Annotated in this window: 21 protein-coding genes and 2 tRNA genes; 12 read left to right on the top strand and 11 right to left on the bottom strand. The window is 67.0% G+C overall.

The window, feature by feature from the left end:
* Both JRI60_RS25170 and JRI60_RS53545 read left to right on the top strand, forming a co-directional pair.
* Positions 1–633 (top strand): ankyrin repeat domain-containing protein, encoded by a 633-nt coding sequence (locus JRI60_RS25170; RefSeq protein WP_204228422.1) that lies wholly within the window; start codon positions 1–3, stop codon positions 631–633.
* Between the two features lie 55 nt (positions 634–688).
* The gene (locus tag JRI60_RS53545; RefSeq protein ID WP_239470715.1) at positions 689–835 is read left to right on the top strand and encodes a DUF5953 family protein; all 147 of its coding nucleotides are present in this window, start codon (positions 689–691) and stop codon (positions 833–835) included.
* Here JRI60_RS53545 and JRI60_RS25165 read toward each other — a convergent pair.
* Both JRI60_RS25165 and JRI60_RS25160 read right to left on the bottom strand, forming a co-directional pair.
* Complete coding sequence (locus JRI60_RS25165) at positions 786–1517, bottom strand: DUF2381 family protein (RefSeq protein WP_204228421.1); 732 nt, start codon at positions 1515–1517, stop codon at positions 786–788. The two genes, JRI60_RS53545 and JRI60_RS25165, sit on opposite strands and share 50 nt — an antisense overlap.
* 253 nt (positions 1518–1770) lie before the next feature.
* A complete protein-coding gene (locus JRI60_RS25160; RefSeq protein ID WP_204228420.1) occupies positions 1771–3909 on the bottom strand; it encodes a serine/threonine protein kinase in 2139 nt (712 codons plus the stop codon).
* 713 nt (positions 3910–4622) lie between these two features.
* Here JRI60_RS25160 and JRI60_RS25155 point away from each other — a divergent pair.
* Positions 4623–4847 carry a helix-turn-helix domain-containing protein gene (locus JRI60_RS25155; protein WP_204228419.1) on the top strand — a complete coding sequence of 75 codons (225 nt, stop codon included), beginning with the start codon at positions 4623–4625 and terminating at the stop codon, positions 4845–4847.
* Positions 4844–6064 carry a tyrosine-type recombinase/integrase gene (locus tag JRI60_RS25150; RefSeq protein WP_204228418.1) on the top strand — a complete coding sequence of 407 codons (1221 nt, stop codon included), beginning with the start codon at positions 4844–4846 and terminating at the stop codon, positions 6062–6064. Before JRI60_RS25155 ends, JRI60_RS25150 begins: the two co-directional genes overlap by 4 nt.
* Before the next feature lie 117 nt (positions 6065–6181).
* On the opposite strand, the gene JRI60_RS25145 is transcribed toward JRI60_RS25150, so the two are convergent.
* Complete coding sequence (locus JRI60_RS25145) at positions 6182–8794, bottom strand: LamG domain-containing protein (RefSeq protein WP_204228417.1); 2613 nt, start codon at positions 8792–8794, stop codon at positions 6182–6184.
* 140 nt (positions 8795–8934) lie between these two features.
* Here JRI60_RS25145 and JRI60_RS25140 point away from each other — a divergent pair, with 140 nt between their 5' ends.
* From JRI60_RS25140 to JRI60_RS25130, 3 genes are read left to right on the top strand one after another with little or no spacing between them, the layout of a single operon-like run.
* Positions 8935–9684, top strand: coding sequence for a hypothetical protein (locus JRI60_RS25140; RefSeq protein ID WP_204228416.1), 750 nt, complete (start codon positions 8935–8937; stop codon positions 9682–9684).
* 15 nt (positions 9685–9699) lie between these two features.
* Positions 9700–10704, top strand: coding sequence for a hypothetical protein (locus JRI60_RS25135; protein WP_204228415.1), 1005 nt, complete (start codon positions 9700–9702; stop codon positions 10702–10704).
* Positions 10705–10760: 56 nt separating this feature from the next.
* Complete coding sequence (locus JRI60_RS25130; RefSeq protein ID WP_204228414.1) at positions 10761–11645, top strand: glycoside hydrolase family 25 protein; 885 nt, start codon at positions 10761–10763, stop codon at positions 11643–11645.
* Positions 11646–11649: 4 nt separating this feature from the next.
* Here JRI60_RS25130 and JRI60_RS25125 read toward each other — a convergent pair whose 3' ends face one another.
* Positions 11650–12477 carry an ion transporter gene (locus tag JRI60_RS25125; RefSeq protein WP_204228413.1) on the bottom strand — a complete coding sequence of 276 codons (828 nt, stop codon included), beginning with the start codon at positions 12475–12477 and terminating at the stop codon, positions 11650–11652.
* Between the two features lie 157 nt (positions 12478–12634).
* Here JRI60_RS25125 and JRI60_RS25120 point away from each other — a divergent pair, with 157 nt between their 5' ends.
* Together JRI60_RS25120 and JRI60_RS25115 are read left to right on the top strand one after the other, a co-directional pair.
* Entirely contained in the window at positions 12635–13153 is a 519-nt protein-coding gene (locus JRI60_RS25120) for a superoxide dismutase family protein (RefSeq protein ID WP_204228412.1), read from the top strand.
* 172 nt (positions 13154–13325) lie between these two features.
* Positions 13326–14828 (top strand): DUF4214 domain-containing protein, encoded by a 1503-nt coding sequence (locus tag JRI60_RS25115; RefSeq protein ID WP_204228411.1) that lies wholly within the window; start codon positions 13326–13328, stop codon positions 14826–14828.
* 24 nt (positions 14829–14852) lie between these two features.
* Here the strand turns inward: JRI60_RS25115 and JRI60_RS25110 are convergent, their stop codons facing one another.
* Positions 14853–15377 carry a DinB family protein gene (locus tag JRI60_RS25110; RefSeq protein WP_204228410.1) on the bottom strand — a complete coding sequence of 175 codons (525 nt, stop codon included), beginning with the start codon at positions 15375–15377 and terminating at the stop codon, positions 14853–14855.
* Positions 15378–15478: 101 nt separating this feature from the next.
* On the opposite strand from JRI60_RS25110, the gene JRI60_RS25105 reads away from it, so the two are divergent.
* From JRI60_RS25105 to JRI60_RS25095, 3 genes are all read left to right on the top strand, one after another.
* On the top strand, positions 15479–16012 hold the full coding sequence (locus JRI60_RS25105; protein ID WP_204228409.1) for a MarR family winged helix-turn-helix transcriptional regulator: 534 nt from the start codon (positions 15479–15481) through the stop codon (positions 16010–16012).
* Entirely contained in the window at positions 15993–17480 is a 1488-nt protein-coding gene (locus JRI60_RS25100) for a carotenoid oxygenase family protein (RefSeq protein ID WP_204228408.1), read from the top strand. The genes JRI60_RS25105 and JRI60_RS25100 overlap by 20 nt, the downstream gene beginning before the upstream one ends.
* Positions 17481–17619: 139 nt before the next feature.
* A complete protein-coding gene (locus JRI60_RS25095) occupies positions 17620–19299 on the top strand; it encodes a hypothetical protein (protein ID WP_204229512.1) in 1680 nt (559 codons plus the stop codon).
* Positions 19300–19682: 383 nt separating this feature from the next.
* On the opposite strand, the gene JRI60_RS25090 is transcribed toward JRI60_RS25095, so the two are convergent.
* The 6 genes from JRI60_RS25090 to pheS form a co-directional block, all read right to left on the bottom strand.
* Positions 19683–21611 (bottom strand): Ig-like domain-containing protein, encoded by a 1929-nt coding sequence (locus tag JRI60_RS25090; RefSeq protein WP_204228407.1) that lies wholly within the window; start codon positions 21609–21611, stop codon positions 19683–19685.
* A gap of 179 nt (positions 21612–21790) precedes the next feature.
* Positions 21791–21867: transfer RNA gene (locus tag JRI60_RS25085), tRNA-Asp, on the bottom strand.
* Positions 21868–21940: 73 nt separating this feature from the next.
* Positions 21941–22017 (bottom strand) — tRNA-Pro (locus JRI60_RS25080).
* Positions 22018–22122: 105 nt separating this feature from the next.
* Positions 22123–22566 carry an integration host factor subunit alpha gene (locus JRI60_RS55165; RefSeq protein WP_204228406.1) on the bottom strand — a complete coding sequence of 148 codons (444 nt, stop codon included), beginning with the start codon at positions 22564–22566 and terminating at the stop codon, positions 22123–22125.
* A 111-nt stretch (positions 22567–22677) separates the two neighbouring features.
* Entirely contained in the window at positions 22678–25089 is a 2412-nt protein-coding gene (pheT, locus tag JRI60_RS25070; protein WP_204228405.1) for a phenylalanine--tRNA ligase subunit beta, read from the bottom strand.
* A complete protein-coding gene (gene pheS / locus JRI60_RS25065; RefSeq protein WP_204228404.1) occupies positions 25089–26138 on the bottom strand; it encodes a phenylalanine--tRNA ligase subunit alpha in 1050 nt (349 codons plus the stop codon). Before pheS ends, pheT begins: the two co-directional genes overlap by 1 nt.
* Positions 26139–26236: the final 98 nt, after the last annotated feature.

Raw genomic sequence — 26236 nt, 5'->3', positions numbered from 1 at the left:
ATGTCGCAAGAACTCATCGCAGCGATCAAGAGGCACGATACGGTCCAGGTCAGGGCGCTGCTGGCCGGAGGGGCCGATCCAAACGAGCCGCAGTCGAAGTGGCCGGGGTTGCGTCCGTTGCAGGTGGCTATCAACGAACTCTCCGATGGAGGCGAATTCGACGTGGTCCTGGCGCTCATCGAGCACGGCGCGGACGTCAACGCCTGGGACGTCGAGCGGGATATGACTCCCTTGTTGGTAGCCGTCTGCGAAAACGAGCTGGCGGCAGTTGAAGAGCTCCTGAAGGCGGGGGCTGAGCCCAACGTGTGCAGCAGCGAGGGGGACACGCCGCTGCGGGCGTGCGTAGAGAGGGGCAATGTGGGCATGGCCACTCTTCTCCTGGCCGCCGGGGCGACTCGGACGATCAACGACTGGGGCGGGCTGACCGGATATACCGCGCTCGGGCACGCGGCACGTCGGCTGGACCTTCCGATGATCAAGCTGCTTCTCGACGCGGGCGCCGATCCGAGGGCCCCGGACGAGGACGGTCGACCCGCCCACTACCGTCTGCCGCCGCGCGCTGAATCCGATTCACAGACGTGGGACGCCGCGTTCGAGCTGCTCGGAGGAGCGAAGGACCGCATGCCGTTGTAGAACGGAGGTCGCGCGCCTCGGGCTCACGGGCGCGCAGTTCGACCTGGACAACCCCGTGCACTTGAACCCGCTCCAACGGGCCTACGAGCGCTTGCCGGAGATCGGCGGGCGCGCAGCCCCTTGCGGTTCGGCACGGCTGGCGGTGGCGGTGCTCAGGGCCCCTCCTGCTGGTTCACCGGGAACTCGACGTTCCCGAGGGTGACGGTGCGAGGCCCGGCGTCCTCCCACAGCTTGAGGGTGCAGGGGCAGCCGAGCTGCGCGCGCTCCCCCTCAATGCCCACCACGACAGCACCGGCCCCATTCGCGGGGATGGGCGCCAGTGGCCAACGGGCAAGCTCCACCTCTTCCCCCGCCGAGTCCACCAACGCCGCCCCCGCCAGTGTCCAGGGCTCGGCGCCGGGGTTTAAGAGGCGCAGCCGCACAACCACGCCTGCGGGGTTGGTCTCGCCCGTGGGCGTATAGCTGTAGCTCCAGGCCACCTCCAGCCCGAGCGCGTTGGCTGGCGGCTTCCTCACTTGCGAGTCAAGCGACTTGGACGCCACGACCCCGGCCCCCTCCAGCCACACGGCCCCCATGAGCCCGCCCGGCTCCTCACGCTCGGCCAGAAGCCGCGCTTTGTCCTCCTGGCACTGGCGCGCTTCGGCTTGGGCTTCGTCCCTCTCTTTCTTGAGCACGTCGGGCGGGCGCGGCTGCCGGAACACCTCGACCCGGCGCGTCCCCTTTGCCGCATGGCCCACGAGCCAAAAGCTCGCGGTCGCCGGCACCGCGCCATCCGCGAAGCGCACCGTCACCTTTACCCGCTCCCCTGGCAGATAATCCGCCTGGGGAATGACGTAGAGACTCAGCCCGTCTTCCCCGAGTGCCCAATGCGCGAGGCGTCCCACTGGCTGAAACTCCACTGCCCCCCAGCGACGCGAGAGTCAAAGACAAACGCTGTCGGCTCGTCCGCGCTAGCGCACACTTCCGGCGCTCCCTCCGGGGACTCCCCCGACAAGTCAAAACGCGCCGTCGCGGCGCAGCGGGAGACGGGGGGAGGTTCTGCGGCTTGCGCAGCACCAGCGAGCAGGGCGGCCAGCAGGACGGCACCGGGAGAGGGGGGCAGCACGGAAACTCAACCTCCAAAGGGCAAGGTAATAATCAGGGCTGCCCGACAGGCTCAATGAGAAGAATTCGCGTGGGTGTCTTGGCGTTGCCGGGCATGCTTCCGGGAGTGAGGCAGACGCCCAAGCCGGGGGGGCAGAGAAAACTCTTGCCGTGCTCGTCCATATAGCTCGCGCCTTGAAAGCCCATGCTACGGCCTTCTATGCCAGCAACCAAACACACGGGAAGAGTCCCCTCGCCTGGAATCTTCGCCTCGGTGAAGGTGCCGAAAAGGCGGTTGTCACCGAGCTGCCACTGTCCAAGTAGCAGGGTGCCGTCAGGCAGATTGCCCACGCTCCCGAATCCAACGCCACCGACCTCACCCACATAGAGGGTAACGCGGCCATCCTTCACCCTCGCCACCTCTCCGGGCTCGGCCTTGTACCCATTGACCGTGGCCATGCCCGGGCCGTCGGGAAGGTTATAAAACTTGAACCGCTTGTGGGTCTCCCGCCAATCCTGGGGGCAGGAAATCGCGGGAGGCTCGGTGCGCACCTGGGAAGCGGGCGCGGTGCATCCCCCATCGAGCAGCGCACAGACCGCCACGGCTGCGGGCTTCACCGGCAAGCGGAACCCTGCACCTTGCGTCTGCGGTTTCGGCGTTTCGTTCTTGGGCGTCTGAGCGGACGTGCGAAGCATGGCGTTAGCGGTAGACGCGGGAAGTTGAGCCCCAACGGGTGTCGCGTCTCCTCCAGGGAGAGATTCCAGCGGCGTTGCATCGGGCGCCACTTCACGACCGCGCACGCCTGCGTCGGTCGAGCTGGGGGACGTAGGCGGTAGCGGCAGTTCCAACCATGCCTCGCTGGTGCGGCTCGAAGAGCCATGCCCCCACAAGTCCGCGCCAACGGACAGGGCAACGACGGCCACCGTCAGCACGGACCCAACGACCCCGAGACGCCACGCTGCGCGCTGAGGGGGTGGACCTGCGGCAGGCTCGAGTTCGCGTGCTGGAGGCACCGGGGCGCTCATTACGGGCGGCTCGTGCTCCACCGGGGCCGGGTCCACGCGCGGCGCTTCCTCCATGGGGAGCTTGTCCTGGTTCGCGGCTGCGGCCGGGGGCCGGGGGCCTGCTACCGCAGCGGGCACGAAGAGCACGGGTGCCACGTTCGGCGAGGGCTGCCCGCGCCGGGGGCGCCGCTTCACCAGCTTTAGAAACATGCGCCGCTGTTCGTTTGGCTCCTGCTTTGCCGGGTCATCGAGCGTCGTGGTCGTCTGCGGCTCAAGCGGATCCACGAGCGGCGGCTCCCAGGTAGCGTCGTTCTCCGCGTTGGACAGGGAGTCATTCAGAGCCGCGCACAGTGTCGCAACCAACGGGAAGCGGTCCTCTGGCCGCTCCGCGAGCATCTTCATGCACAGCAGCGAGGCGGCCAGCGGCACGCGGGGGTTGACGACGTGCGGCGCTTCGGGCCGCTGAGTCAAGATACGCTCGCGCAGCCCGCCCAGGGCCCCTTCATCCGTGCGCTCGCCAAAGGGCAGCACATCCGTCAGCAGCCAGTAATAAGTCACGCCCAATGCCCACATCTCATCGGTGGGCCCGTACTCGTATTGACCCGAGCCGTCCGGGTTGGCGCGCTGAAAGTGTATCTGCTCGGGAGAGCGGAATTCCTCTGTCCCGGGCGGGAGCTGCGAGCCGGTGAGAGTCGGGGCACTGGCAAGAGAACCAATCCCGAAATCAATCAGGATCGGGCGCTCGTTCTCTTCCCGAATGACGATGTTCTCCGGCTTCACATCGCGATGAAACACACCCGCCGCGTGTACCTCCCCGAGCGTCAATGCCGCGTCCAGGATGATGCGCGTCGCCTTCCGAGCCGACGGGTTTCGCTTGTAGGCAAACGTCCAAAGCGTGTCCCCCGGCACGTATTCCATCACGATATAGGGATGGCCGATAACCGGGTCCGGCCAGAAATCCGAACCCACGTAGCGGACGACGCCGGGGTTCTCCAGGTGAATGAGAATGCCGATCTCACGCTTGCCCCGCCCGTCCAGCTTGGGGATTAGAAGGAGCTTTAACGCGAAGAAGCGGCCCCCGCGCTCGACCTTGTAGACGATGCCGAGGCCCCCCGCGCCCAAGAACCCCACGACCTTGTAATCCCCGATCATCTCGCCGATGTCCGGGTGCCCGAGTGCCAGTCCCACGCTCTACCTCACCTCGTAGATGGGGGAGCGTACCATGACCGCAAGGATGCGGCTCTCCCGGCGGGACCGGGGCGGCAGGTGGACCCCTCCAAAGCTCGCGACCGCTCCAAACAAGTCGGAAACAAATATTGCACGGATTGCGCGGTCAGGCCCGAGTCAGGGAATTCAGTACAGAAATGTTCCCTACATGTATGGGTTAGCCGGGCCGCTCGTGCGCGGCGTGTGCCCTTGCAGGACTCGGCAAGGCGCGGACCTGTTGACCACTCACGCGCGACGGGTCGGCCTGGCCCGTCATTACCGGGCCGGTCCTATGTGCACTCTTGCCGATCACCCCTCTCGCTTTGTTCGTGGCCTGGACACGCGGCTTTGCGCTGTGTCACTGCTGGCCTGGGTAGTTCTTGGGCTGTTGGGCGTGTCGTTCAGGGCGGGTAGGTGATGAACAAGATCGAATCCCTGGAGGGGAAACCCTCCGTGTGTGGCGCATTCGTGCGCCGTTGTTGGCTGACAGGTGAGGGCGCCGGGAAAGACGCCGGTAGTCACTCCAGGCAGCACCTGTGGGCACTCCAGGCCGCGCCTGTGGTCACTTGCCTACGGGCCAGCGCTGGGGATCGGCGGGAAGCTCGCGCGTCCATGCACCAGCGGCGCGGCATTCTCTGGAGTGCGGCCCCTTCTCCAACTTGGAGAGCAACGCCAGTACAGGAGGGGAGCCAGCCATGAGTACGCCCCCCGTTGCTGCGGACGCCACGCCCGCGTTTCTCACGGTGGAGGAAGCCGCCGAAATACTGCGCGTGAACAGGAAGACTCTCTACGAGGCGATCCGACTCGAACAGGTTCCCGGCGTCGCTCGCATCGGGAAAACCCTCCGCATCCGCCGAGTTGCCCTGCTAGAGTGGACAGCCGGTAAGGGCCGTGATTCTGCGCTCGGGAGTCGGAAATGAGCGTCAGATTGCGGAAGTGGCAGAACAAGGCAGGGAAGGTCGAGGAGGCTTGGCAAGTGGACTTCATGTTCCACCACCCGGACGGACGGCGACAGCGAGTCGTGAAGTTCTCGCCTGTGCAGACGCGCCGGGGTGCCGAGCAGTACGAGCGCGAATTGCGCGCCTCCCTCCTCAATGGAACCTTCGGAAAGGAGAACAACAACGGGGAGCGCCCCATGACGTTGGCGGAGTTCGCCCCGCGCTTCCTGACCTACAGCGAGAACAACAACAAGCACTCCAGCGTCGTGAGCAAGAGCCAAATCCTAGAGGCTCACATCCTGCCGTTTTTCGGTGAAATGGCGCTGGCTGCCATTGGTCCGGCTGAGATTGAGGATTTCAAGGCTGTCATGCGCAAGAAGAAGTCGGCAGCGCGCGCCCGGAAGGAGGCCCCCACGCGGGCAGCCCTCCGCAAGCGCAGCGGCGAGGAACCGAAGCCGCTGAGCCTCAAAACCATCAACAACGTGTTGACGGTGCTGAGCAAGTTGCTGGCGGTCGCGGAAGAGCAGCGGGTAATAGAGCAGGCCCCGCGCGTGAGGCTCTTCGCGAAGCTGCCGAAGCCGCCCTTTGATTTCCTCACCTTCGAGGAGGCAGAGCGCCTGAGCAACGCCGCCGAGCCGGAATGGCGAGCGCTGCTGCTGGTGGCGCTCAAGGCGGGGCTGCGGCAAGGGGAGTTGATCGGGCTCCAGTGGGGCGACGTGGACTTGCAGCGTGGCAAGCTGCACGTCCGCCGTACCATCTGGCGCGGTATCTCGGGCTTGCCCAAGGGCGGACGCGAGCGAACGGTGGAACTGCCCGGCTCGACAGTGGACGCGCTCAAGGGACACCGGCACCTGCGCGGCCCTTACGTGTTCTGCCAGGAGGACGGCCAGCCGCTTACCGACGGGCTGCTCAAGCTGCCGCTGCGCCGGGCCCTCCAGCGGGCGGGCATCACGCGCGAGCAAGGCCGCATCGGTTGGCACGACCTGCGGCACACCTACGGCAGCCACCTCGCCATGAGGGGGATACCGCTGACGGTCATCAAGGAGTTGATGGGGCACGCGACCATCGACATGACGGAGCGCTATGCCCACCTGAGCCCGGACACGCGCAGAGAGGCGGTCGGGGTTCTCGACCGGGCCTCTGCGCCCGCGTGCGACATACGTGCAACACGGATGGAGGGAGCTGCTAACCACCCGTAAGCACGGCGTAAAAAAGTGGAGGCGGCGGGAATCGAACCCGCCGCCGACGGCTTCCGGTGAGAACGTCAGGGAGACCCGACCCCGGGCGCCATCGCGGCGCCCGAGGTCACGCGATGCTCAGGGAACGAACTTCCACGTCTGGGTCACCGCGGGCTTGAAGCAGTGGACGTGGACAGTGGTGGTGCTGGGCACCTCCTGGATGACCCCCGCCCCGTAGCCGCGCGACTGGCACCACTTGCTGACCTCCAGCCGCGACTCCCCGGAGGTGATGTTGCCCGCGTTGGAGGCGGGCCCGAGCTCCGAGCGGGGAACATCCTGAAGGAGCCCCGAATTGAAGCAGCCCACCCAGGGCCGGGAGGTCATCTCGAAGATCTGCCCGGTCGTCCAACCCAGGCCCTGGCACCACCGGTGGGCGGCGGCGGTGCAGTCGGTGGACTGGGAGAACCGCTCATCCGTGCATCCCGCGTGACGGCGCGCCAGCTCCTCGAAGGTCACTCCCAGGCTCTCGTGCTGGATGGGAGCGCAGGCCACGTTGACCTCCGTGCTGGTGGCGGAGGCGGGAACGCCCAGCAGGGAGATGGGCGGACGGTTGCCGATGACCTGCTGGAGGGTCTCGTAGAAGTTCGAGGCGCTGCTCAGCGCGTCGTCGGCCCCGCGCTGCGCGCAGACACGGTGCAGTGACACGGCGCATGCCTGCGAGCCCAGCGCCGAAACGCTGTTGCACGCGGGGTGCTGCTGATTCATGACGAACTGGCCCCCGGTGGGCTCTTCCTGGATGGCGGCCTCCTTGCAGTCCGCGCCCAGCGTCGTCAGGCAGATGCTGCGGTTGGAGCGCGCGTTGGTGAAGAAGCGCACCTCGTCGATGGCGCCCTTGAACGAGCCCTCCCCGTTGGCCGGGCAGCTCTGGGTGTCCAGGTTCGAGCCCGCGCCGATGAAGAGCGTGCCCGTGCCCAACCGCAAGGAGCCGGGGGCGGTGGGCAGCGCGCGCCCCGTGGCCTTGCCGTTGATGTACTCGCCGAACTGTCCGGTGACGCCATCCCAGGTGTAGGCCAGGTGCGTCCACACGCCCTTGGGAAGCGGCTGACTGAACCCCAGACGAACGCGCTGCCCGTTGATCACGAACGACATGTGCACCGCGCCATTCGCCTCGTAGATGAGATCCAGGCCGCCGGGCTTCGCCAGGAGGTAGCGGTAGGGATTGCCCGTGCACCCCTGGTTGATGGCGGCGTCCGGACGGATGGCGAGCTGCACGGTGAAGCCGCGCACGAGCGCCCCGACACCGGGAACGGTGCTGCTTGGGTCGGTCAGGTTCACGGTGGCGGCGCCTCCGCCGGCGAGCACCAGGGCCTTGCCCTTGCCGTGCGGCTCCCACAGGGAGCCCGAGGACGGCTGCGTCACGTCGTTCTTCTCGGAGATCTGCGCCGTGCCCACGAGTGTGCCCGTGTAGAAGCGGCCCGCGCCATCGGGCGTGCGCGTCAGGTCATACGTTCCGGCCCGGGTGACCATCTCGTTCATGGGCAGGAAGAGCATCTGGAAGGGATTGAGCAGCTCTCCCAGATCGACCTCGTTGTAGTCCGCCGTGTTGCTCCCGAAGAGCGCGAGCACGTCGTGCGTCTTGGTGACGGGGAGGAAGCGGGTCTCGTTGCTCGAGCCCGGCGGGAAGTTCTGCTCGGGAGCGCGCTCCTGCTCGAAGTTCCACATGGGACCCGAGTAGAAGAGGTGCGCGATGTCCTGCCGGTCGGTGTTGATGCTCCCGTCGATGTGATGGGCGATCCACCCCGTGTCCGCGCCAATCAGGCTCATCGCCTCGCGACGCCCGCCCGCGGCTCCGGTGAACCCGACGGCGGCGTAAAGGACGTTGCGGCCCTCGTGATCCACCCAGGGATAGGCGGCGCGGATCAGGTTGCCGCCCGCCACGGTGTCACCGAAGTCCTCGCCGGTGGCCGCCTTCATCCGCTGCCAGGCCAGCGGGTAGCGCTTGAGACCCGGGTTGGGGTCGTTGAACATCATCGACAGGGGCCGGGGAGTGCTCCAACCCGTGGCGGCACAGGGGGTGGGGTTGTAGCTGTACATCAGGTGATCGATGGCGCCGTCGTTGTTGGGGCCGCCCTGGAAGAGGAACAGCCGCCCGTCGGAGGTCATCGTCGGCTCGATGCCCATGATGGGGGCACCCGAGACGGTCTTCAGCTCCTCCAGCGTCCCCGTGGAGAACGAGGCGATCTCCGCCTGGGCCGTGAAGGGCTGGCTGACCCGGATATCCGTGGTGCGGCGGCGGAAGCGGTTCGGGCCGTTGAACATCATCGAGTCGAAGATGAACGGCTGGTAGACGGCGACGCCGCTGCTGAGCGTGTAGGGCTGCGCCGGGTTGGTGAAGCAGAAGGCCAGCGCATTCTCCCCGTTCTTCACCTGGATCGTCTTCCCGGGAGAGAAGGCACTCGAAAAGCCCGGCTTCCCTTCGGCGTCGTAGGTCACCGCCTCGGGCCGGAACACCCGGGCCCTCCAGGTGGTGGTCGTCGTCGCGTGATCCTCCCCCACGTTGCCGATGAAGACCCGGCCATCCAGGGTCGAGGAGTGGCCGTTGGAGCCGAAGGGCGTCGAGATGCGCGTATTCACCAGCGAGGGCCGCGTCGCCGCGGCGGCCTCCGTGGCGGACAGGACGAGTCCGAGCAGGGGCACGAGGAAGCGCGACAGCGTGCGCGGAGGGGGCCAGGTACGGACGGGTGGGACCATGCGAAGCTCCTTAACGTGAAAAGCCTGTATACCATGTTTTAAACGGGCGTTTCACAAAGCCAGTCGATGGATCGTCTCCAGGAGGCGGGATTGCCGCGACCATCCGGTCAGGCAGACCCCTTGCCCATTCTGGAGGAACCATGACCGCCACGTCCGCCCTCGCGGCGCTCAAGAGCGTCACCAGCTCGTCCACCCACGTCGAGGTCGTCGACGGGCCCAAGAACATCCCGGCGGATCTTTCCGCACTGCTCCAGAAGAGCTCGGACTCCGAGGTCAAAAGCCACCTGCAGAGCAAGACCAGCCCCGTCGCGAGCAACACGCTCAGCAACGAATCGAAACTCGAGAAGACGCCCGGCTACTTCAAGATCGAGAACTGGGCCAGCGGCGGGGCGCCCTTCGCTCGATTCACGGATCAAGCCACCACCACCTACATCGACTCGCTGTTCGACTCGGTGGCCTCACACCTGTCGGCCAGGTACGGCAACAAGAGGGTACTCAGCCGCAACAACTTCTTCCACGGGCACCTCGTCCTCGAGACGTCTGGCTCCTCGCCAGACCTGCTCCTGGTGTTTCACGCCTTCGAGTACCCGAGAGATCTCGAACCCACCAAGTGCGGATTCGCGGGCACCCTCGAGCCGACGGTCACCTCCTTCCGGTCCTCGGATGCGGCCTACAAGTGGCGCAATGCCATCTGGTCGATGCGCCTGAACACGATCTGGCTCATCCATTACGCCGACAACACCAATCCCTACCGGGAGCTCCTGGCGGATCCCGACGTCTCGAAAGCTGGAAACCCGCTGGTCCTCGATGAATCGAAGCTCGGCAAGTGCGTCGCCGACCTCAACACCTTCCCGAAAGAGGACGTGCGCTCCTTCCTTCGCATCTGGTGACGAGGAGAAGCAGACATGGGCGGTTTCGGCTCGGCAAGAGTGATGGGGGGCGCGTTGCTGGTCATCGGCTCCGCCGCGGGCGGCGCCTACGCCTACCACCGCTACAAGGACGCGGATTGGGAGCGCCGCGACGACGAATACCAGCGCCAGCTCCAGGGCAAGCTCACCGAGAGCGAGAAGCAGATGCAGGAGCTGAACACCCAGCTGAGCCTGGCGCGCGCCCAGCTGGTGACCCAGGGCACGCTGGAGGAGAAGTACCAGGCGCAGCTCACGGCCCGGGACGCGGACTTCGAGAAGTTCCGCCTCGAGCACGCGCTCGCCCTCAAGAGCATCTCCAACGCCGTCTTCGAATTACGGCAGCAGGAGCTGGGAGGGACTCAGACGGCCCGGGAGGAGCCGCCCGCGCCGACGCGACCCGGCGAGCCCACCATCCCCCCGGACCAAAGGGCCATCTCCTACGAGTTCACCGACAAGGAGGGCCGCGTTCACCTCGAGGACCCCAACATCTGGGTGCAGGGCGACGAGAAGCTCCAGCTCGCTCAGTTCTTCCGGGTGGAGGGCACCGTCCTGCAACAGACGGACGGCTCACTGATGACCGAACGCGTCCAGCTCATCGAGGTCGCCCCGGAGGGCACGGGGAAGTACCGCCCGCTCACGCAGGCGCGGCTGGTGGATGCGGACTTCACCTACGCCAATGCCCCACGGGAGGGCGCTCCTCCGGCCCTGGTGAAGTGGGGTCCGTCCTTCATGGCGACCATCGGGAGCTCGTTCCGCACCGCCAGCCTGCTGCGCTTCGGCGGCTCGGCGCGCGTGGTGCAGGTGGGGCCCGTGGGGCTCGCCGGAGGGCTCTCCTCCGACTTCCAATCCCTGGAGGGCAGCGGCGGGGACGCGTTCCTCACCTACACCCCGTCCTTCCGCGGGCGGCAGCTGGGGCTCGTGTTGGGGGGAGGCATTCACCTGCCCCTGGGCGGAACGCAGCGGGTGCGGCCCAACGTCACCCTCAACTTCGTCATCTACTGATGAACCGGCTCCCGTTGGTTCGGGGCCGAACAGGTTTCACGAAAAGGAGCGCAGTCATGTCTTCGTTGATGGATGGAATGAGACCGCTGTCGATGCTGGGATCCGTGGTGCTGCTCGTGGCCTGCTCGTCCCCCGCCGCTCCACCCCAGGCGCAGGCGGTGGTCCCCGCGGCATCTCCCTCCCCCACCCGTGTCGCGCCGGCCGCGCCTCCCGCCGTCACCGGGGCCACGCAGGAGAAGGAGGCCAGCAAGATCCAGCAGGCCAGCGCGACCCAGGAGGCACGGGTGCAAGGCATCGATGTCTCCCACTACCAGCCGACGGTGGACTGGGACACCGTGAAGTCCTCCACCGCCTTCGTCTTCGTCAAGGCAACGGACTCCACGGGCGTGGTGGACTCGCACTTCAGCTCGCACTGGAGCGGGGCCAAGAAGGTGGGACTGCCCCGGGGCGCCTACCACTTCTTCCATCCGAAGCATGACGTGGATCAGCAGGTCACCAACTTCACCCAACACCTCAAGAACGACCCGGGAGAGCTCCCCCCCGTGGTGGACGTGGAGGAGTTCAAGAACGAGTACCAGGCCTTCACGTGCGAGCAGCTCGCAGGGATGATGCAGCGCTTCTCCCAAGGGGTGGAGAAGGCGCTGGGGCGCAAGCCGATGATCTACACGAACCACCAGACCTGGCGGACGAGCTTCTGTGATCACCCCTACTTCAACGACCACCCCCTGTGGCTCGCTCAATACACAGGCCACCCCTCGCAGGAGCCGAAGCTGCCTCCGGGCTGGAACAGCTGGCTCTTCTGGCAGTACTCCGAGAGCGGCAAGGTGGTCGGGATTCCCGGAGCGGTGGACCAGAGCTATTTCAACGGCTCCGCGCACGACCTGAAGGCCCTCTCGAGCACCAGGATGCCCGGCGAGGGGCGCCTCGCCGCTGATCAATGAGCCGTCAGAGGCGAGTGCCACAGTACTTGCAGTGCACCGCGTCCACGTCATGGCCCTCGGCACCACAACCGGGGCAGGCCTCGGGGTTGAGTCCCTTCCGGCTGGCGGCCGCGAGCTCCACCGACACGATGCCGGTGGGGACCGCGAGGACTCCGTAGCCCAGGATCATCAGCACCGACGCGATGAATTGCCCGGGGACCGTCTTGGGCGTGATGTCGCCGAAGCCCACCGTCGTCATGGTGACGATGGCCCAGTACATCCCGCGCGGGATGCTGTCGAAGCCGTTCTTCTCGCCCTCCACCAGGTACATCACCGAGCCCATGATGACGACCGTGCTCAGCACCGCGCCGAGGAAGACGGTGATCTTCGGACGGCTCGCGCGCAGGGCGGTGAGGAGCACCTCCGCCTGCCCGAGGAAGCTCACCAGCTTGAGCACGCGGAAGACGCGCAACAGGCGGATCACGCGGACCACCAGCAGCGACTGGGCCCCGGGCAGCATCACGCTCAGGTAGGTGGGCAGGAGGGCCAGCAGATCCACCAGACCAAAGAAGCTGGACGCGTAGAGCAGCGGGCGCCTCACGGACAGGAGCCGCAGCCCGTACTCCACGGTGAAGAGGGCCGTGAAGACCCACTCCGCGAAGCGGATGGCCTCCCCGTACCGCACGCGGATGGGCGCCACGCTCTCCAACATCACCGCCAGGACGCTGAGGAGGATGGCGCACAGCAGCGCCACGTCGAACGCCTTCCCCGCCGGGGTGTGGGACTCGAAGATGACCTCATGAAGCCGGGCGCGGGCTCCAGCGGGAGGACTCTGTTCGGAGGGGTGCGTCACGCGGCCACTGTAGACGAGTTGCCCTATCGACACGTCCTGGAATGGGGATGGGGCGGTCCGTCCACCACGCCACAGGAAGGACGACGCGGTGGGATTGAGTTCGCCGCGTGGGGGCCGCTCGGGAGTACGTGGACGGGACACTGACCCTGGAGCCAGCATGAAGACCCAGATTGATCCCGTCCTGCGCGGTACCCTTCTCGCGGCGGTGCTCGCCCTTTCGGCCTGCGCGAGCATGCAGGCCAGCACCACCCTGGAGAGCAAGAGCGGCAGCACCGTCATCGGGAACGCCACGTTCAGCGAGGACGGGGATCAGGTGACGTTGCAGCTGGATGTCACGGGAGCCAGCCCGGGCGCGCATGGTGCGCACATCCACGAGCTGGGGGACTGCAGCGCCGCCGACGCCTCCAGCGCGGGCGGGCACTGGAACCCGACCACCAAGGTCCACGGAACTCCCAATCCGGAGCACCACCTGGGCGATCTGGGCAACATCCAGATCGGCCAGGACGGCAAGGGCACGCTGAAGCTCTCCAAGGAGGAGTGGACGCTCGGTGACGGTGCCAGCACGGACGTGGTGGGCAAGGCGCTCGTCATCCACGCGGGCGAGGATGATCTCCAGACGGATCCCGCGGGCGCCTCGGGTGCCCGTCAGGCGTGCGGCGTCATCTCGAAGCAGTAGTGCGCGTCGGGCCGTACAGCCGCGGGTTCGTTTCACGAACCTTGAGAATCGAAGACAGTGATTGACCCTGGGCGTCCCGGAGTTTTCGTGGACGCGCCCTTTCGGCCTCTGTTATTGGCGAAAACAGCAAAAGCTGTTTTTCCTCCAATTACGGTGATGAGGCTGCAAGATCATGAGTCGATTCAACTGGCTGTCGCTGTTCGTCGCGGGGGTGCTGCTCTTCCTCCCCGCGTCGGAAGCGCGAGCCTTCGATTACGGGGTGAACCTCCATCCGAAACACGTCGCCACGGTCGCGCAGGCCCAACAGACGGCGCTGGTGCTGAGCCAGCGGAAGGTGCGCGTGGTGCGGCTGGACGTGTCGCCGTTCTCGGACATCTCGTGGCTCACGCAGGTGGTGACGGCCTTCAAGGACAAGGGCATCACCGTGGAGGCGATGCTCTATGATCCCAAGGTGAACACCGCGGTATGCGGGACCCAGGCCACCGAGCAGGAGGCGTACAACGCGACCTACGCCATCGTGAACCAGATGAAGTCGCTCATCCGGGACTGGGAGATCCAGAACGAGCGGCAGCTCAAGATCGCGCCGGCCTCATCCGCCATGGACGCATCGCCCTACCAGAATGACTGTGGCTACCGGGAGGCCGCGGTGAACCGGGGCATGTCGCGCGCCATCCGGGACGTGCGGGCGAGCTCTGGCGTGCCCCTGCGCATCATCCTGGGCTTCATCGGCCGGGGGTACGGCTTCCTGGACTTCATGCTCGCGCAGGGCGTGCAGTTCGACGTCGTGGGCTACCACATCTATCCCTGGTACGAGCAGACCAGCCTGGACACGGACCCGTGGTTCGGCACGGGCGGCCTCTTCGCGAACATGGCGCGGTTCAACCGCCCGGTGCGCATCAACGAGTTCAACTGCGCGGAGGTCTACTCGGGAGACCCGAACACGCCCTATGGCGACCGGGCGGACTACGAGAACCAGGCGGGCCAACCGGTGACGGAGCGGTGCTTCCAGAGCATCAACAAGCACCTGCGCATCATCCTGGCGCAGACGAAGGTCGCCCTGGAGGGCGTGACCTTCTACCAGCTGCTGGATCAGCCGGAGCTGCCGTGGGAAGCGGAACGGCGCTTCGGGCTGATGTATGACATCAACACCCCCAAGGTGCAGCTCATGCTGGTGTCCGCCTTCGCCGGCGGGAGCCTCACCACCTCCGAGCGGAGCCAGGTGACGAGCCGGGGCCTGCTGACGGACGCGGAGATCAACGCGAACCAGGCGGGAAGCACGGGAGGGCCCACGGCGGCGGCGCTGACGCATTTCGACTACGTGGCCTATCTCTACCGGTTCATCCATGGCCGGGACGCGGACGCGTCGGGCCAGTCATACTGGACCGGCAGGCTGGAGGCCGGCTCCGCCACGCGAATCCAGGTGCAGGTCGCGTTCTACAACTCCACCGAGTCGCTCACCCGGCGCAACGCGAACAACTACACGCCCGCGCCTTCGACGAACACGCTGTCCCATACGGACTTCGTCAAGTACGCGTACATCGTGCTGCTCGGCCGGGACGCGGATGCGTCGGGACTGAACGCCTACGTCAACGCGCTGCAGACGGGGGCGACGCGGGCGGACGTCATCCGGGCCCTCATGACCAGCAGCGAGTACCGGACGCGCCACGGCCTGTAAGGCCGCGAATGAGGCACCCGCGACTCAGCCGGCGCGGACGGCGTAGAGGAAGCGCGCGTAGCCGATCTCGGCGGCGTTCTTCGTGAGCTCGATATTGACCCATGCGACGACGTCGCCGAACGGACGGTCCTGCAAGGGCCATCGTGTCCGCTGTGCCGATCGCAGGTCCTCGTCAGTGACCTGCTCGAGCACCGCTCGCCACTGTGTCTGTAGCTGGCTGATCCACTCGCGTACGCCGTCGGCGGTGCCAGGCCACATCACGTTCTCGCGTGAGAGCGTCCCGTCGCCGAATGAGTGGTTGAGCACCATGGACCACCAGAAGCCGAGGTGCCACGTCAGCCACGCGATGCTCGACGGACCAATGTCATAGTCCTCGCGATCCGGCCAATCGGCGCGCCACCTTCCATCGGGGGTCTGGTGCACGTGCAGTCCCTTCTGGGCAGGGCGCCACAAACACTCCTCGGTGGCGAGGCCGTTGAGGTGGAAGCTGGTGAGCGCCCACGCCGTTTCGAACTGCCGGCTCAAGTAGTCACGAACTTCGTTGGTCATGGGCGGAGTGTAAACCGCTGGGGAACTTCGAAGGCCGAACTGGCGGGGCCTGCGCGCCAGCCAGCTTGACAGTTGTACGATACAACTGTCAGGCTGTGGACGTGTCGACCTCCGACGATCCTCTCGAAGTGGTGCACCAGGCGATAACCCTGCTGTCGCGCAATTCGAGTGTGCGGGCGACCAACACGTTCCGCGGCCTGTCGTTCGTTAGCTACTCGATGCTGGCGTTCATCAGCCGCTCGCCGGAGCCGACGGCCTCGGAAATCGCGGAGCGGTTCGGGCTCGAGAAGTCGACCGTCAGCCGCCAACTCGCCGAGCTGGAGGAGGAAGGACTGCTCCACCGTGCGCCGAGCCGCTCCACTCCGCGGATGAAGACGCTCTCGCTCACCGCGCTCGGCCTCGAGCGGATGAGTGAAATCCATGCATATCAGCGCGCCTTGCTCGAGGAGCGGTTCCGTCAATGGCCCAAGAAGGACGTCACGCAGTTCAGTCGACTTCTCTGGCGCTTCGTCTCGGAGGTGGACACGACCTCGAGCTCGCTGAACCGACCACCGCAGGCTGGGCGCAAGCGCGCCGCCGCAAATCCTCCCTCGAAGGGACGAAGGAAGACCGCTCATGATCAAGCTTCAAGATGATGCCCACCGCCTGGGCGTCCGCGCTCGATCCTGGAACAACGCGCTGCTCGCAAGGCCCGGCGACCTCGACCTCTCCATCGAGGCCTCGCGCATCGAAGGCCGCGTCCCGGCCGCGCTGACGAGGGGACGCCTGCTGTCGAACGGACCGGGGTGGACGAAGGTCGGTGACCGCCTCGCGCATCCCTTCGACGGGCACGGCTACGTACGCGCGTTCTCGTTCGAAGCCGACGGCTCGGTGCGCCTTCGCGCTCGCTTCGTGGATACGCCGACGTACCGCGAGGAGCTCTCCGCGGGCCGTCTCGTGCGCCGCGGGCTAGGCACCAACCCGAGCCCGCACTTTTGGAAGAACATCGTGGCTACGCGCGCCCGCAACGTCGCCAACACCACCGTGCAGCGGTGGAGCGGCAAACTCCTCGCGGCGTGGGAAGGCGGCGCGCCGTACAGCTTGGACGCGGACTCCCTCGAAACGCACGGAGAGGAGACGTTCGGCGGCGTCATCGCCGGCCAGGCCACACTGGCGCATATGAAGCTCGACGAGGCGATGAAGCGGCTCGTCACCTGCAGCGTGAAGCTCGGACGCACGACGTCGCTCACGTTTCGCGAGTTCGACGAGGCTGGCAAACTCGTTCACACGCGCGACGTGGATTTGCCGTCGTCACTCTTCATCCACGACTTCGTCATCACGCCACACTGGTACGGCCTGTTCAGCAACCTGCTGAGCATGAAATTTGGCACGCTTGGGCGTGTCTTGCTCGGTGGCGCCACGCTCGTCGAGGCCATCACGACCGACCTCGAGGCGCCCGGCGCTCTCTACCTCGTACCGCGAACCAGTGACGCGCCGCTGCGCACCGTGACCCTGCCTGATCGCGCCTTCGCGGTGCACTACGGTAACGCTTTCGAGCGTGATGGTGCCGTGTACCTCGACGCGTGCCTGTCGCCGGACATCGACTTCGCCTCGGCTTTCGGCTTTCAGGGACCGACCGTGCCGATCGATCCCGCAAGGCCCGACGCTGACGAGCCGGGGCGGCTCTTCCGTGTGGTCGTACAGGACGGCGCCGATAGAGGTACATGGACGCAGCTCGCACCGCATGGCCTCGACTTCCCTCGCGTGCATCCCGCGCATGACGGCCGCGAGACGCCCGTGCTCTTCGGCGCCGCGCGCGCCGCCCTGAAACACGGCGCGCCCTTCGACTCGGTGGTCCGTAAGGATCTGATGGACTTGGAGCGCCCCGCCGACGTGTGGACCGCGCCGGAGAACGTCTTCGTGGGCGAGCCCATCTTCGCGCCCGCGGCCGAGCGCGAAGACGAGGGGCACCTGCTGGCGATGTTGTACGACGGACTTCGCGAAGTGAGCACGCTCGCAATCTTCGACGCGAAGTCTCTTTCAAGCGGCCCCGTCGCGCGCATTCCGATGCCACTCATGCCCTACGCCTTCCACGGTGCGTGGGACGAACCCGCCGGCTCGTGACGACGCTCGCGCTCGGAGCAGAGCCAATCGAGTGGAATATTGAAATGTCCTCGAAGTCTGAGATTTCCTGAATTACACTCTTCACCTGTATCCTTGTCGGCCGCGCTGGAGTTCCCAGTCGCGGCAACAAGGAGAAGCAATGAAGAGCACCTCTGGACGTACTCAGCTGGCGGCGCGTGCCGCCCTCCTCCCGGTGTTGTTCCCCATGCTGTGGCTGGGGTCGGCTTGTGGCGAGCCGCCCCTGGACGACACGCGGGAGGAGCCCGTGGTGACCCAGGCGCAGGGCGCCTCGGACGCCAACCTGTATGACTCGTTCACCCGGGCCAACCACGACTCCCGCCTGTACAGCCTCGAGCAGGGCGTGCACGCGTGGACCCCGAATCCCTATTGGGGCAGCGCCTGGGGCATCATGTCGGGCCGCGCGTACCTCTCCAAGGACGACGGCACCTGGATGGACCACTACGCCACGGTGCCCGGCAGCGCGAACGTCCGGGTAATGGTGACGCTGGCCGCGCTGGGCGAGTTCTCCGGCCTCACCTTCCGCCACGTCGACCGCGGCAACTGCTGGAAGCTGGCGACGGACCTCGGCGCGCAGAAGTACTTCCTCACGAAGTACGTGGGCTATACGCAGTACTTCCCGCTGCAGATTGCGCAGGCGCCCGTCGCGGGGGACGTGCTCGAGGTGCGCGCGTCCGGCACCCGCATCGACGTGTACATCAACGGCGTGCACAAGGGCGGCGTCAACGACACCTCGCACCAGTACGCCACCCGCGTCGGCCTGCTCGCGAGCCAGGACAACCTCGCGCGCTTCGACGAGTTCAAGGTCTACACGCAGGGCACGCGTGACGCCACGCTGCAGCCCTTCACCTCGAACTCGGTGTGGAACCTGCCCATCGGCCAGGAAGCGGTGTACGCGAGCACCACGGACCCGGCGACGCGCGACTTCCTCGCCACCTGGTTCGACAACCGGACCATCAACGCCTGGGCCAACTGGAACGAGTACTCGCACCCCATCAGCTTCGCGTCCAACACCGACCCGTGGGCGACGGTGTCGGACTTCAATGACTCGTCGCGCAACGGCACCTACAACGTGCCCGCCACCGCTACCATCGCCAACGGCAGCGACAAGCACATGCACGTGGTCAACCCCTCGCGGACGTACATCGACGAGGCCTGGGCCACCACGCGCCAGTCGACCACGGCGTACACCGTGGGGCGCCACCACAAGATTGACCTCTACGGCAGCGGCCTGGGCCCGCAGAACGGCGTGCGCGCCTACGGCGGCGCCGCGGTGGGCGGCCTCATCCGCGCGTGGGAGACGACGTCCACGCACCCGAAGTACACGGGGAAGATTCAGCACGCCATCGCCCTGGCCGTGGACCGCGCGCAGCTCTATTACAGCGGCGGGTCCAGCGGCTACGACTCCAAGGGCTACGGCACCGCGAAGGGCTACGTCTGGCCCGCCACCGAGCAGGACTGGAACAGCGAGTGGAACTACAAGGGCAACGTCCCCATGGGGGCGTACTTCGCCATTCCGCCCTCCGTGGACATCAACGCGCAGGGGCTGACGGCGGACGGGAAGATGGTGGCGCAGGCGCTCCAGGACTACGGCGCCTACGTGACGGACGCGACAGTGGGGGCGGTGACCTTCTACGTGGAGCCGACGGCGCCCTCGACCTTCGCGGCCAACCTCCGCAAGGACGCGGCGAAGCTGCGCTCGCTGCTGCGGCGGGTGACGAACAACAGCGCCGCCACGCCCAACGGCCCCGGCGAGCGCCGCGTGCCCATGCTGCCCGACCTGGCGACGCCCCAGCCCTAGTGGCCAGGGGAACAGCGGGCCGGCGAAGTCGATGAAGGCCCGCAGCTTGGGGAGCCGCTCGCACCCGGGCGGCCACAGGAGCCAGCAGGCCCCACGCTGGTGTCATGCCGCCAGTCTGTCTACCGGGCGTCGGCCCTGGTCCATAGACATGGCGCATGATGATTCGCGCACTTCGTTCTCACCGTGTCTCCCGGCGTCAGGCCCTCGGCGGCGGAGGGGCCATGCCCGGCGCCGCCGCCCTCTCGGCATGTGGCTCGACTGAGGGCACATGGAGGAGCGCGGGTGGGCGTACCGGAGGAGGCAGCACGCACGGCTGAGCGTGGACAAGCTCGCGAAGGAGACGCCCTGACGCCACCCGACCAGGTGGACGAGTCGGTCTCGGGTCAGGGGCGCAGGCTCAGGTCCCAGGTGGCCGTGCGCGTCCACCGCAGGCCGGGCGGGAGGGTCGGGAGGGCCAGCGCTGTGCTGCCCTGGAAGGTGACCGGGCTCACCGGGTAGCGCGGGATGATGAGAGCCACTGAATAGTTGCTCCAGTCCTCCATGACCGGGAACTCGAAGCTGGTGTCGAAGGGGCCTCCGCTCTTGCAGGGCCTATTCCCATACTCGCGGGCCTTCCCCATGCCAGAAGCCCAGACGTGGCTCGTTTCGAATCCCATGGAGAGGAACTCCACGGCGTCCGGCTTCTCGACGTCCCCATCGATGGGAGCGATGTCGACCTCTACCGGCTCGGTCGAGGAGCCCGAGATGGAGTACCCCTGCTCTGTGTAGCGCGTGAAGGGGCCTGGGGGCTCGTCCAGGCAATTCTCCACGCCCCACGAGTGGCCATTGCCCTCCACGAGCGAGCTGAACTCCGCGCTGGAGCTCACGGTGACATGGGAATTGTTGATGGCGACATCCTCCAGGGTGAGGTGCTGGGTGAACCGTTTCTTGACCATGCTGCTGGTCTCGGTGTGCAGCGAGTCGTCCGGCGCGTCGTAGCGCGTGTAGCTGTCGAGGTCCTGCTCCTCGGTGATGGTGATGGTTCCGCTCAAGAGGGGCAGGCGGTGGTATTCGAGGATCTCGAGCTGGACCTCGTTGTGCGTCTTCCCCTTGAGGCCTCCATCCGTTATGAAACGGAATTCGGCTTCGAGCTTCTCGAGCTCCTGGACGAGCCCGTGACTCTGGATGCGGACGAAGCCAGTCGCCGCGGTCTTGATGTTGTCGGCAATCCATCCCTCCTCCGGCGTGTCCTCGAACGTGGTGACGGTGAACTGGGCGGAGGCTTGACCTTTGGCATCCGTCCGGGGCGCGAATGAAGTCAGCTCTCCGTGCTGTCCCAGCGTGTCCTTGTCGTACGCCCAATTGATGGTTTTGCCCGGCAGGGGCCCCTTGTCGGGGAGCGTGATGCCTAGTGACTGCAAGTAATTCATGATGCCGAGGTCGTAGGGGTACCAGGTGTACTCGACGGTAGCGGTGAGCGTGCTGACGGAGTCCGCGCCGGGCCGCTGGTGCCACAGCTTCGTGGGTGTCGCACTCAGATAGAGTTTGGATCCGTAGAGCATGACGGCCATCTTGACCAGGTTGACCCCGCCCTTCGCGAATGCATCCGCGAGGCCGGGTACACTTTCGATGACCTTCTCCAGCACGATCTCCTGGAGCACGGCGGCGGACCGCTGGCTCTGGAGCTTGCCCTGGGTGGTCCCGGCACGGGCCGCCGCGTAGATCGGGAGGACCTGTCGCATGAACAGCGTGAGCTGGAGCGGATCCAGAACGTCATCCCCGAACACGGCGTTCGTCGGCGGAACGCCCGAGCGGCGCGCGCGCTCGCGCCCCAGCGCCAGGATCAGCGCCAGCGGACGTTCGGCCTGGGTGTAGTCACCCTTCTCGACCAGCGGTGACAGCTTCTCGATGAGGTGCTCCGGCGTGAGGCTGGCGGAGGGATCCCGGGTCTTGAAGCCCTGGTCCCCGAGCTCCAACAGCAACGACTCGAGGCTCACGACCACGCCGGAGCGCAAGCCCTGGGCGAGGAGCTGGAGCTCGAAGTCGACCGCGGGGGGATGGGGAGACTCCAACCGCTGGGTCAGCTCGTCGGCCGGGAGCTGGCGGCTGTCGACGACCGGGACGCCGAGGAAGTGGAAGGTCCGGCGGAGCTCCGCGTCCAGCGCGTCGGCTTGCCCCTGGTCCGAGGCCTCGGCCAGGTCGTAGAGCCTCCGGGCGTACGCATCGAGCCCTTCCCGCGTCGGCGCGATCTCCTTCGGCGCCGGGGCAGGGCATCCCGCGAGGGCCAACAGAAACGCCGTGTAGGCAATCAATCTGGTTCTACGTTCCAACATGAGCAATCCCCCCATCAGTGCAGCGGGTGTCGATCGCTCGTTAAGACGTGAAGCAGGCCCGAAGTTACCTGACGCGCATGGAAGACGGGCTCCGCGACGCAGGGAAAGACAGGTGGATGAGAAAAGGCGAAGGGCCTGGAATCTTTGAGGTTTCCCTCTCGATTCCAGGCCCTTCTTGTTGGCGAGGAGTACGGGACTTGAACCCGTGGCCTCCGGCGTGACAGGCCGGCGTTCTAACCAACTGAACTAACTCCCCACAGCACCTCTCCCCTGGAGGAGAAGATGAAAGCCCTGGAGCCCACCGTGAAGTGAAACTCCAGGGCTTTCGATGGTCGGGGCGACTGGATTTGAACCAGCGACCACTTGCACCCCAAGCAAGTGCGCTACCAGGCTGCGCTACGCCCCGAGATTTCGTCTCCCGCCGGTGCCGTTCGGCGCCGTCGAGATGGGCTGCCTTATGCCCCCACCCGTTTCCCAGGTCAAGTACGAGATCGGGCGGCCCTTCAAAAACTCACTCGGCCTTCGCCTTCATTCCGCCCACCGAGGCCTTCATGGGCTCGAGCTCCTCCATCTCCTCCAGGGCCTCGTCCAGATCCTCGGGATCCAGCCCGGCTGCCTCGGCCGCGTCGGCCGCCGCGTCCTCCGCGGCATCCAGCTCGGAGTGGTTCTCCGGAATCTGCTCGCCGTTGAGGGCCGCCTTCAGCACCGCGCTCGGCCGGAAGGTCAGCACGCGGCGGGCCGAGATCTCGATCTCCTTGCCGGTCTGGGGATTACGCCCCACGCGCGCCTTCTTCTGACGCACCTGGAAGTTCCCGAAACCCGAGATCTTGATCTTGTCCCCGCGCTCCAGCGTCTCCTTGAAGGTGTCGAAGACGAGCTCGACGATCTCCGCCGACTCCTTCTTGGAGAAGCCGACCTTCTCGTAGACCCCTTCGATGATGTCCGCCTTGGTCATGCGAGTACCTTCGCGCCCCTCTCTGCCGTGAACCCGGCGGACTGTGACAGCCTTCCCCGACAACTGTCAACCCACCGGTTTCACTCAGGTTTTCCCGCAGTCACCCAACCTTCAGGCGCGCAGGGCGCCACCCAGGCGCTGGTTGACCTCGGTGATGATTCGCTGGTGCGCGGCACTCACCTCGGCGTCGGTGAGGGTGCGCTCGGGCGAGCGGTAGCGGATGGCGTAGGCCAGGTTCTTCCGGCCCTCGGGGATGGGCTTGCCGGTGTAGACGTCGAAGATGAGGGCGTCCTCCACCAGGGTGCCACCGACCTCCAGGATGACGCGGCGGACCTCGTCGTTCTGGAGCTCCACCGGCACCACCACGGCCAGGTCCCGGAGCACGGCGGGGAAGCGGGGCAGCCCTCCCCAGGCCGGCACCAGCCGGGCCGCCGAGTACAGCGGCGCGGTGTCCACCTCGAAGACGAAGACGTCCCGAGGCAGCTCCAGGCCCTTGATCACCCGGGGGTGCAGCTCGCCCACGTGGCCCAGCACCGTGCCGTCGGCCAGCTCCACCCGGGCGCAGGCGCGGGGGTGGAAGGCCGGAGCCTCGGCGGGGACGAAGCGGACGCCCTCCACGTGGAGCGCGTGCAGCACGGCCTCCAGTGCGCCCTTGGCGTCATAGAAGTCCGCCCGCGCGTCCTTCTGCGTCCACGTGCGCCCACCGCGCAGACCCCACACGAGGCCGGCGAGCCGGTGCACCTCGCGGGTGGCCGGGCGTTGGCCCTGCCCTCCCTCGGGATCGCGGAAGTAGGCCCGGCCCGTCTCGTACAGGGCCACCCTGTCCACCTGGTGCCGCACGCTGCGGGAGAGGTTCTCCAGCAGGCCCGGCAGAAGGCTGGTGCGCATCACCGACTGCTCCACGCTCAGCGGGTTGAGCAGCGCCACCGGCTGCTCCTTCCCGCCCAGCACCTCCAGCGTGCGCGGCGCGACGAAGGAGTAGTTCACCACCTCGCTCAGCCCCACCCCGGACAGGGCCTGGCGGGTGCGGCGCTCGGCCTCGGAGGCGGCCGGCTCGGGAGCCAGCTCGGCGAGCCCCCGCGGCAACCGGGCGGGGATGTTGTCGTAGCCGTGGACGCGGGCGAGCTCCTCCATCAGGTCCTCCTCGCGCTCCACGTCCACGCGGGCCCGGGGCACCTCGAAGGTGGTCTGCCCACTCCCCTCCTCCACCGCCTGGAAGCCCAGGGTGCCGAGGATGCGCCGGCAGTCGGCCTCGGAGATGGCCACGCCCAGCACCTTCTCCACGCGGCCGTAGCGCAGCGTCACCCGGCGCGGCGGCTGGGGCTTCGGGTACACGTCCACCCGGCCCGGGGCCACCGTGCCACCGGCCAGCTCGGCGATGAGGGCCGCGGCCCGGTCGGCGGCGGCGATCGTGGCGTCGATATCCACCCCGCGCTCGAAGCGGTGCGAGGCCTCGGTGTGCAGGCCGTGGCGCTTGGACGTGCGGCGGATGCTCGAGGGCTGGAAGTGGGCGGACTCGAGCAACACGCGCGTCGTGCCCGCGCTCACCTCACTGTCCGAGCCTCCCATCACGCCAGCCAGGGCCTGGGCCCTGTCCCGGTCGCAGATGAGCAGGTCCTCGGGCTCCAGCGCCCGCTCCTTGCCATCGAGCGTGGTCATCTTCTCGCCCGGCTTCGCGGTGCGGACGATGATCTCCTGCCCCGCCACCCGGTCCAGGTCGAAGGCGTGCAGCGGCTGGCCGTACTCGAGGAGGACGAAGTTGGTGACGTCCACCACGTTGCTGATGGGGCGCACCCCGCAGGCCTTCAGCCGATCCTGCAGCCACTGGGGCGAGGGGCCGATCTTCACGTTCTCGATGACACGGGCCGCGTAGCGCGGGCAGCGCACCGGGTCCTCGATGCGGATCTTCACCTTCTCGGAGGTGGGCGCACCGGACTCGGCCAGCTTCGGCTGGGGCGGACGCAGGGTGCCCCCGGTGGCCACCGCCACCTCCCGGGCCACGCCCAGGTGCGACAGGGCATCCGGCCGGTTGGGGGTGACGTTCACCTCCAGCACCACGTCATCCAGCCCGAGCGCCTCGGCGATGGGCGTCCCGGGCTTCAGCTCCGGCGGGAGGATGAGCAGGCCCGAGGCATCCTCGGACAGACCCAGCTCCTTGGCGGAGCAGAGCATGCCGAAGCTGTCCACGCCGCGCAGGGGGGCCTGCTTGATCTCCACGCCGTTGGGCAGCTTCGTACCGAGGGTGGCCAGCGGCACCTTGTCGCCGACCTTGTAGTTCTTGGCGCCGCACACCACCTGGAGCGGCTCCTTGCCGCCCGCGTCGATCTTGGTGACGGACAGCTTGTCCGCGTTGGGGTGCTGGACGGACTCCTTGATCTGCGCCACCACCACGCCGCGCAGACCCTCGCCGGGACGCTCGAGGCCTTCGATCTCCAGACCCACGGCCGTCAGCTTGCGCGCCAGCTCATCCACGGACGCCGGCAGCGCCACGTAGTCTCCGAGCCACTTGACCGAGATCTTCATCAGAACTGCTCCAGGAAGCGCGAGTCGTTCTCGAACATCATCCGCAGGTCGTCGATGCGGTAGCGCAGCATGGCGATGCGCTCCACGCCCATGCCGAACGCGTACCCGGTGACCTCGGTGGGGTCATAGCCGCTGTACTTGAAGACGTTGGGGTGCACCATGCCGCTGCCGAGCACCTCCAGCCAGCCGGTCTGCTTGCACACGCGGCAGCCCTTGCCGCCGCACGAGGTGCAGGAGATGTCCACCTCGGCCGAGGGCTCGGTGAAGGGGAAGAAGGACGGGCGGAAGCGCGTGCGCGTGTCCGAGCCGAAGAAGGCCTTCACGAAGGCGTCCAGGGTGCCCTTGAGCTCGGCGAAGCTGACGTCCTTGTCCACCAGCAGGCCCTCCACCTGGTGGAACATGGGCGTGTGGGTGATGTCCGAGTCGCGCCGGTAGACGCGGCCGGGCATGACGGCGCGGAACGGAGGCTTGCGGTTGAGCATGAAGCGCACCTGCACCGGGGACGTGTGCGTGCGCAGCAGCACCGGGCTGTCCGCCTTCTTCGCGTGGCCCAGCGAGGCCTCGTCCACGTAGAAGGTGTCCTGCATGTCGCGCGCGGGGTGGTCCTTCGGGAGGTTGAGCGCCTCGAAGTTGAAGTAGTCGAGCTCGATCTCCGGCCCGTGGGCCACCTCGAAGCCCAGCCGCTGGAAGGTGCGGACGATCTCCTCCATCGTCCGGGACACCGGGTGGCGGCTGCCGGGGGCCACGGCGCGGCCGGGCAGCGTGACGTCCAGCTTGGGGCCACGCAGCTCGGCCTCGAGCGCCGCCTCCTCCACGCGCTGGACGGCGTCGGCCAGGAGCTTCTCGATCTCGGCCTTCACCTGGTTGGCCACCTCGCCGAGGGCACGGCGCTCGTCGGGGGGCAGCTTGCCCATGCCGCCGAGGACACCAGACAGCTCACCCTTCTTGCCGAGGTAGCGGATTCGGAGTGCTTCCACCGCGGACGGATCCGAGGCGACGGAGATCTCCCGCCGCGCCGCGTCCGCGAGCGCCTGCAAGCGGTCTCGCATGGGACTTCGCCTCCCTTCCCCGGCCCGGCCGGGGCAAAAAAAAGGGCCGCCCACAGGGGCAGCCCGTTTCCAACCCGCGAACGGAAGCGGCCTCCAGG

Origin of the sequence: Archangium violaceum (assembly GCF_016887565.1) — a bacterium.
Classification (GTDB): Bacteria; Myxococcota; Myxococcia; order Myxococcales; family Myxococcaceae; genus Archangium; species Archangium violaceum_B.
This window is presented reverse-complemented; position numbering and strand designations above follow the sequence as displayed.

Bases quoted from the DNA above. Each gene is read 5' to 3' on its own strand.
- JRI60_RS25130 (WP_204228414.1), top strand. From the start codon at position 10,761: ATGTCTTCGTTGATGGATGGAATGAGACCGCTGTCGATGCTGGGATCC.
- JRI60_RS25115 (WP_204228411.1), top strand. From the start codon at position 13,326: ATGAGTCGATTCAACTGGCTGTCGCTGTTCGTCGCGGGGGTGCTGCTC.
- JRI60_RS25135 (WP_204228415.1), top strand. From the start codon at position 9,700: ATGGGCGGTTTCGGCTCGGCAAGAGTGATGGGGGGCGCGTTGCTGGTC.
- JRI60_RS25140 (WP_204228416.1), top strand. From the start codon at position 8,935: ATGACCGCCACGTCCGCCCTCGCGGCGCTCAAGAGCGTCACCAGCTCG.
- JRI60_RS25110 (WP_204228410.1), bottom strand. From the start codon at position 15,377: ATGACCAACGAAGTTCGTGACTACTTGAGCCGGCAGTTCGAAACGGCG.
- pheT (WP_204228405.1), bottom strand. From the start codon at position 25,089: ATGAAGATCTCGGTCAAGTGGCTCGGAGACTACGTGGCGCTGCCGGCG.
- JRI60_RS25170 (WP_204228422.1), top strand. From the start codon at position 1: ATGTCGCAAGAACTCATCGCAGCGATCAAGAGGCACGATACGGTCCAG.
- JRI60_RS25145 (WP_204228417.1), bottom strand. From the start codon at position 8,794: ATGGTCCCACCCGTCCGTACCTGGCCCCCTCCGCGCACGCTGTCGCGC.
- JRI60_RS25100 (WP_204228408.1), top strand. From the start codon at position 15,993: ATGATCAAGCTTCAAGATGATGCCCACCGCCTGGGCGTCCGCGCTCGA.
- JRI60_RS25150 (WP_204228418.1), top strand. From the start codon at position 4,844: ATGAGCGTCAGATTGCGGAAGTGGCAGAACAAGGCAGGGAAGGTCGAG.
- JRI60_RS55165 (WP_204228406.1), bottom strand. From the start codon at position 22,566: ATGACCAAGGCGGACATCATCGAAGGGGTCTACGAGAAGGTCGGCTTC.
- JRI60_RS25155 (WP_204228419.1), top strand. From the start codon at position 4,623: ATGAGTACGCCCCCCGTTGCTGCGGACGCCACGCCCGCGTTTCTCACG.
- JRI60_RS25090 (WP_204228407.1), bottom strand. From the start codon at position 21,611: ATGTTGGAACGTAGAACCAGATTGATTGCCTACACGGCGTTTCTGTTG.
- JRI60_RS25120 (WP_204228412.1), top strand. From the start codon at position 12,635: ATGAAGACCCAGATTGATCCCGTCCTGCGCGGTACCCTTCTCGCGGCG.
- pheS (WP_204228404.1), bottom strand. From the start codon at position 26,138: ATGCGAGACCGCTTGCAGGCGCTCGCGGACGCGGCGCGGCGGGAGATC.
- JRI60_RS25095 (WP_204229512.1), top strand. From the start codon at position 17,620: ATGAAGAGCACCTCTGGACGTACTCAGCTGGCGGCGCGTGCCGCCCTC.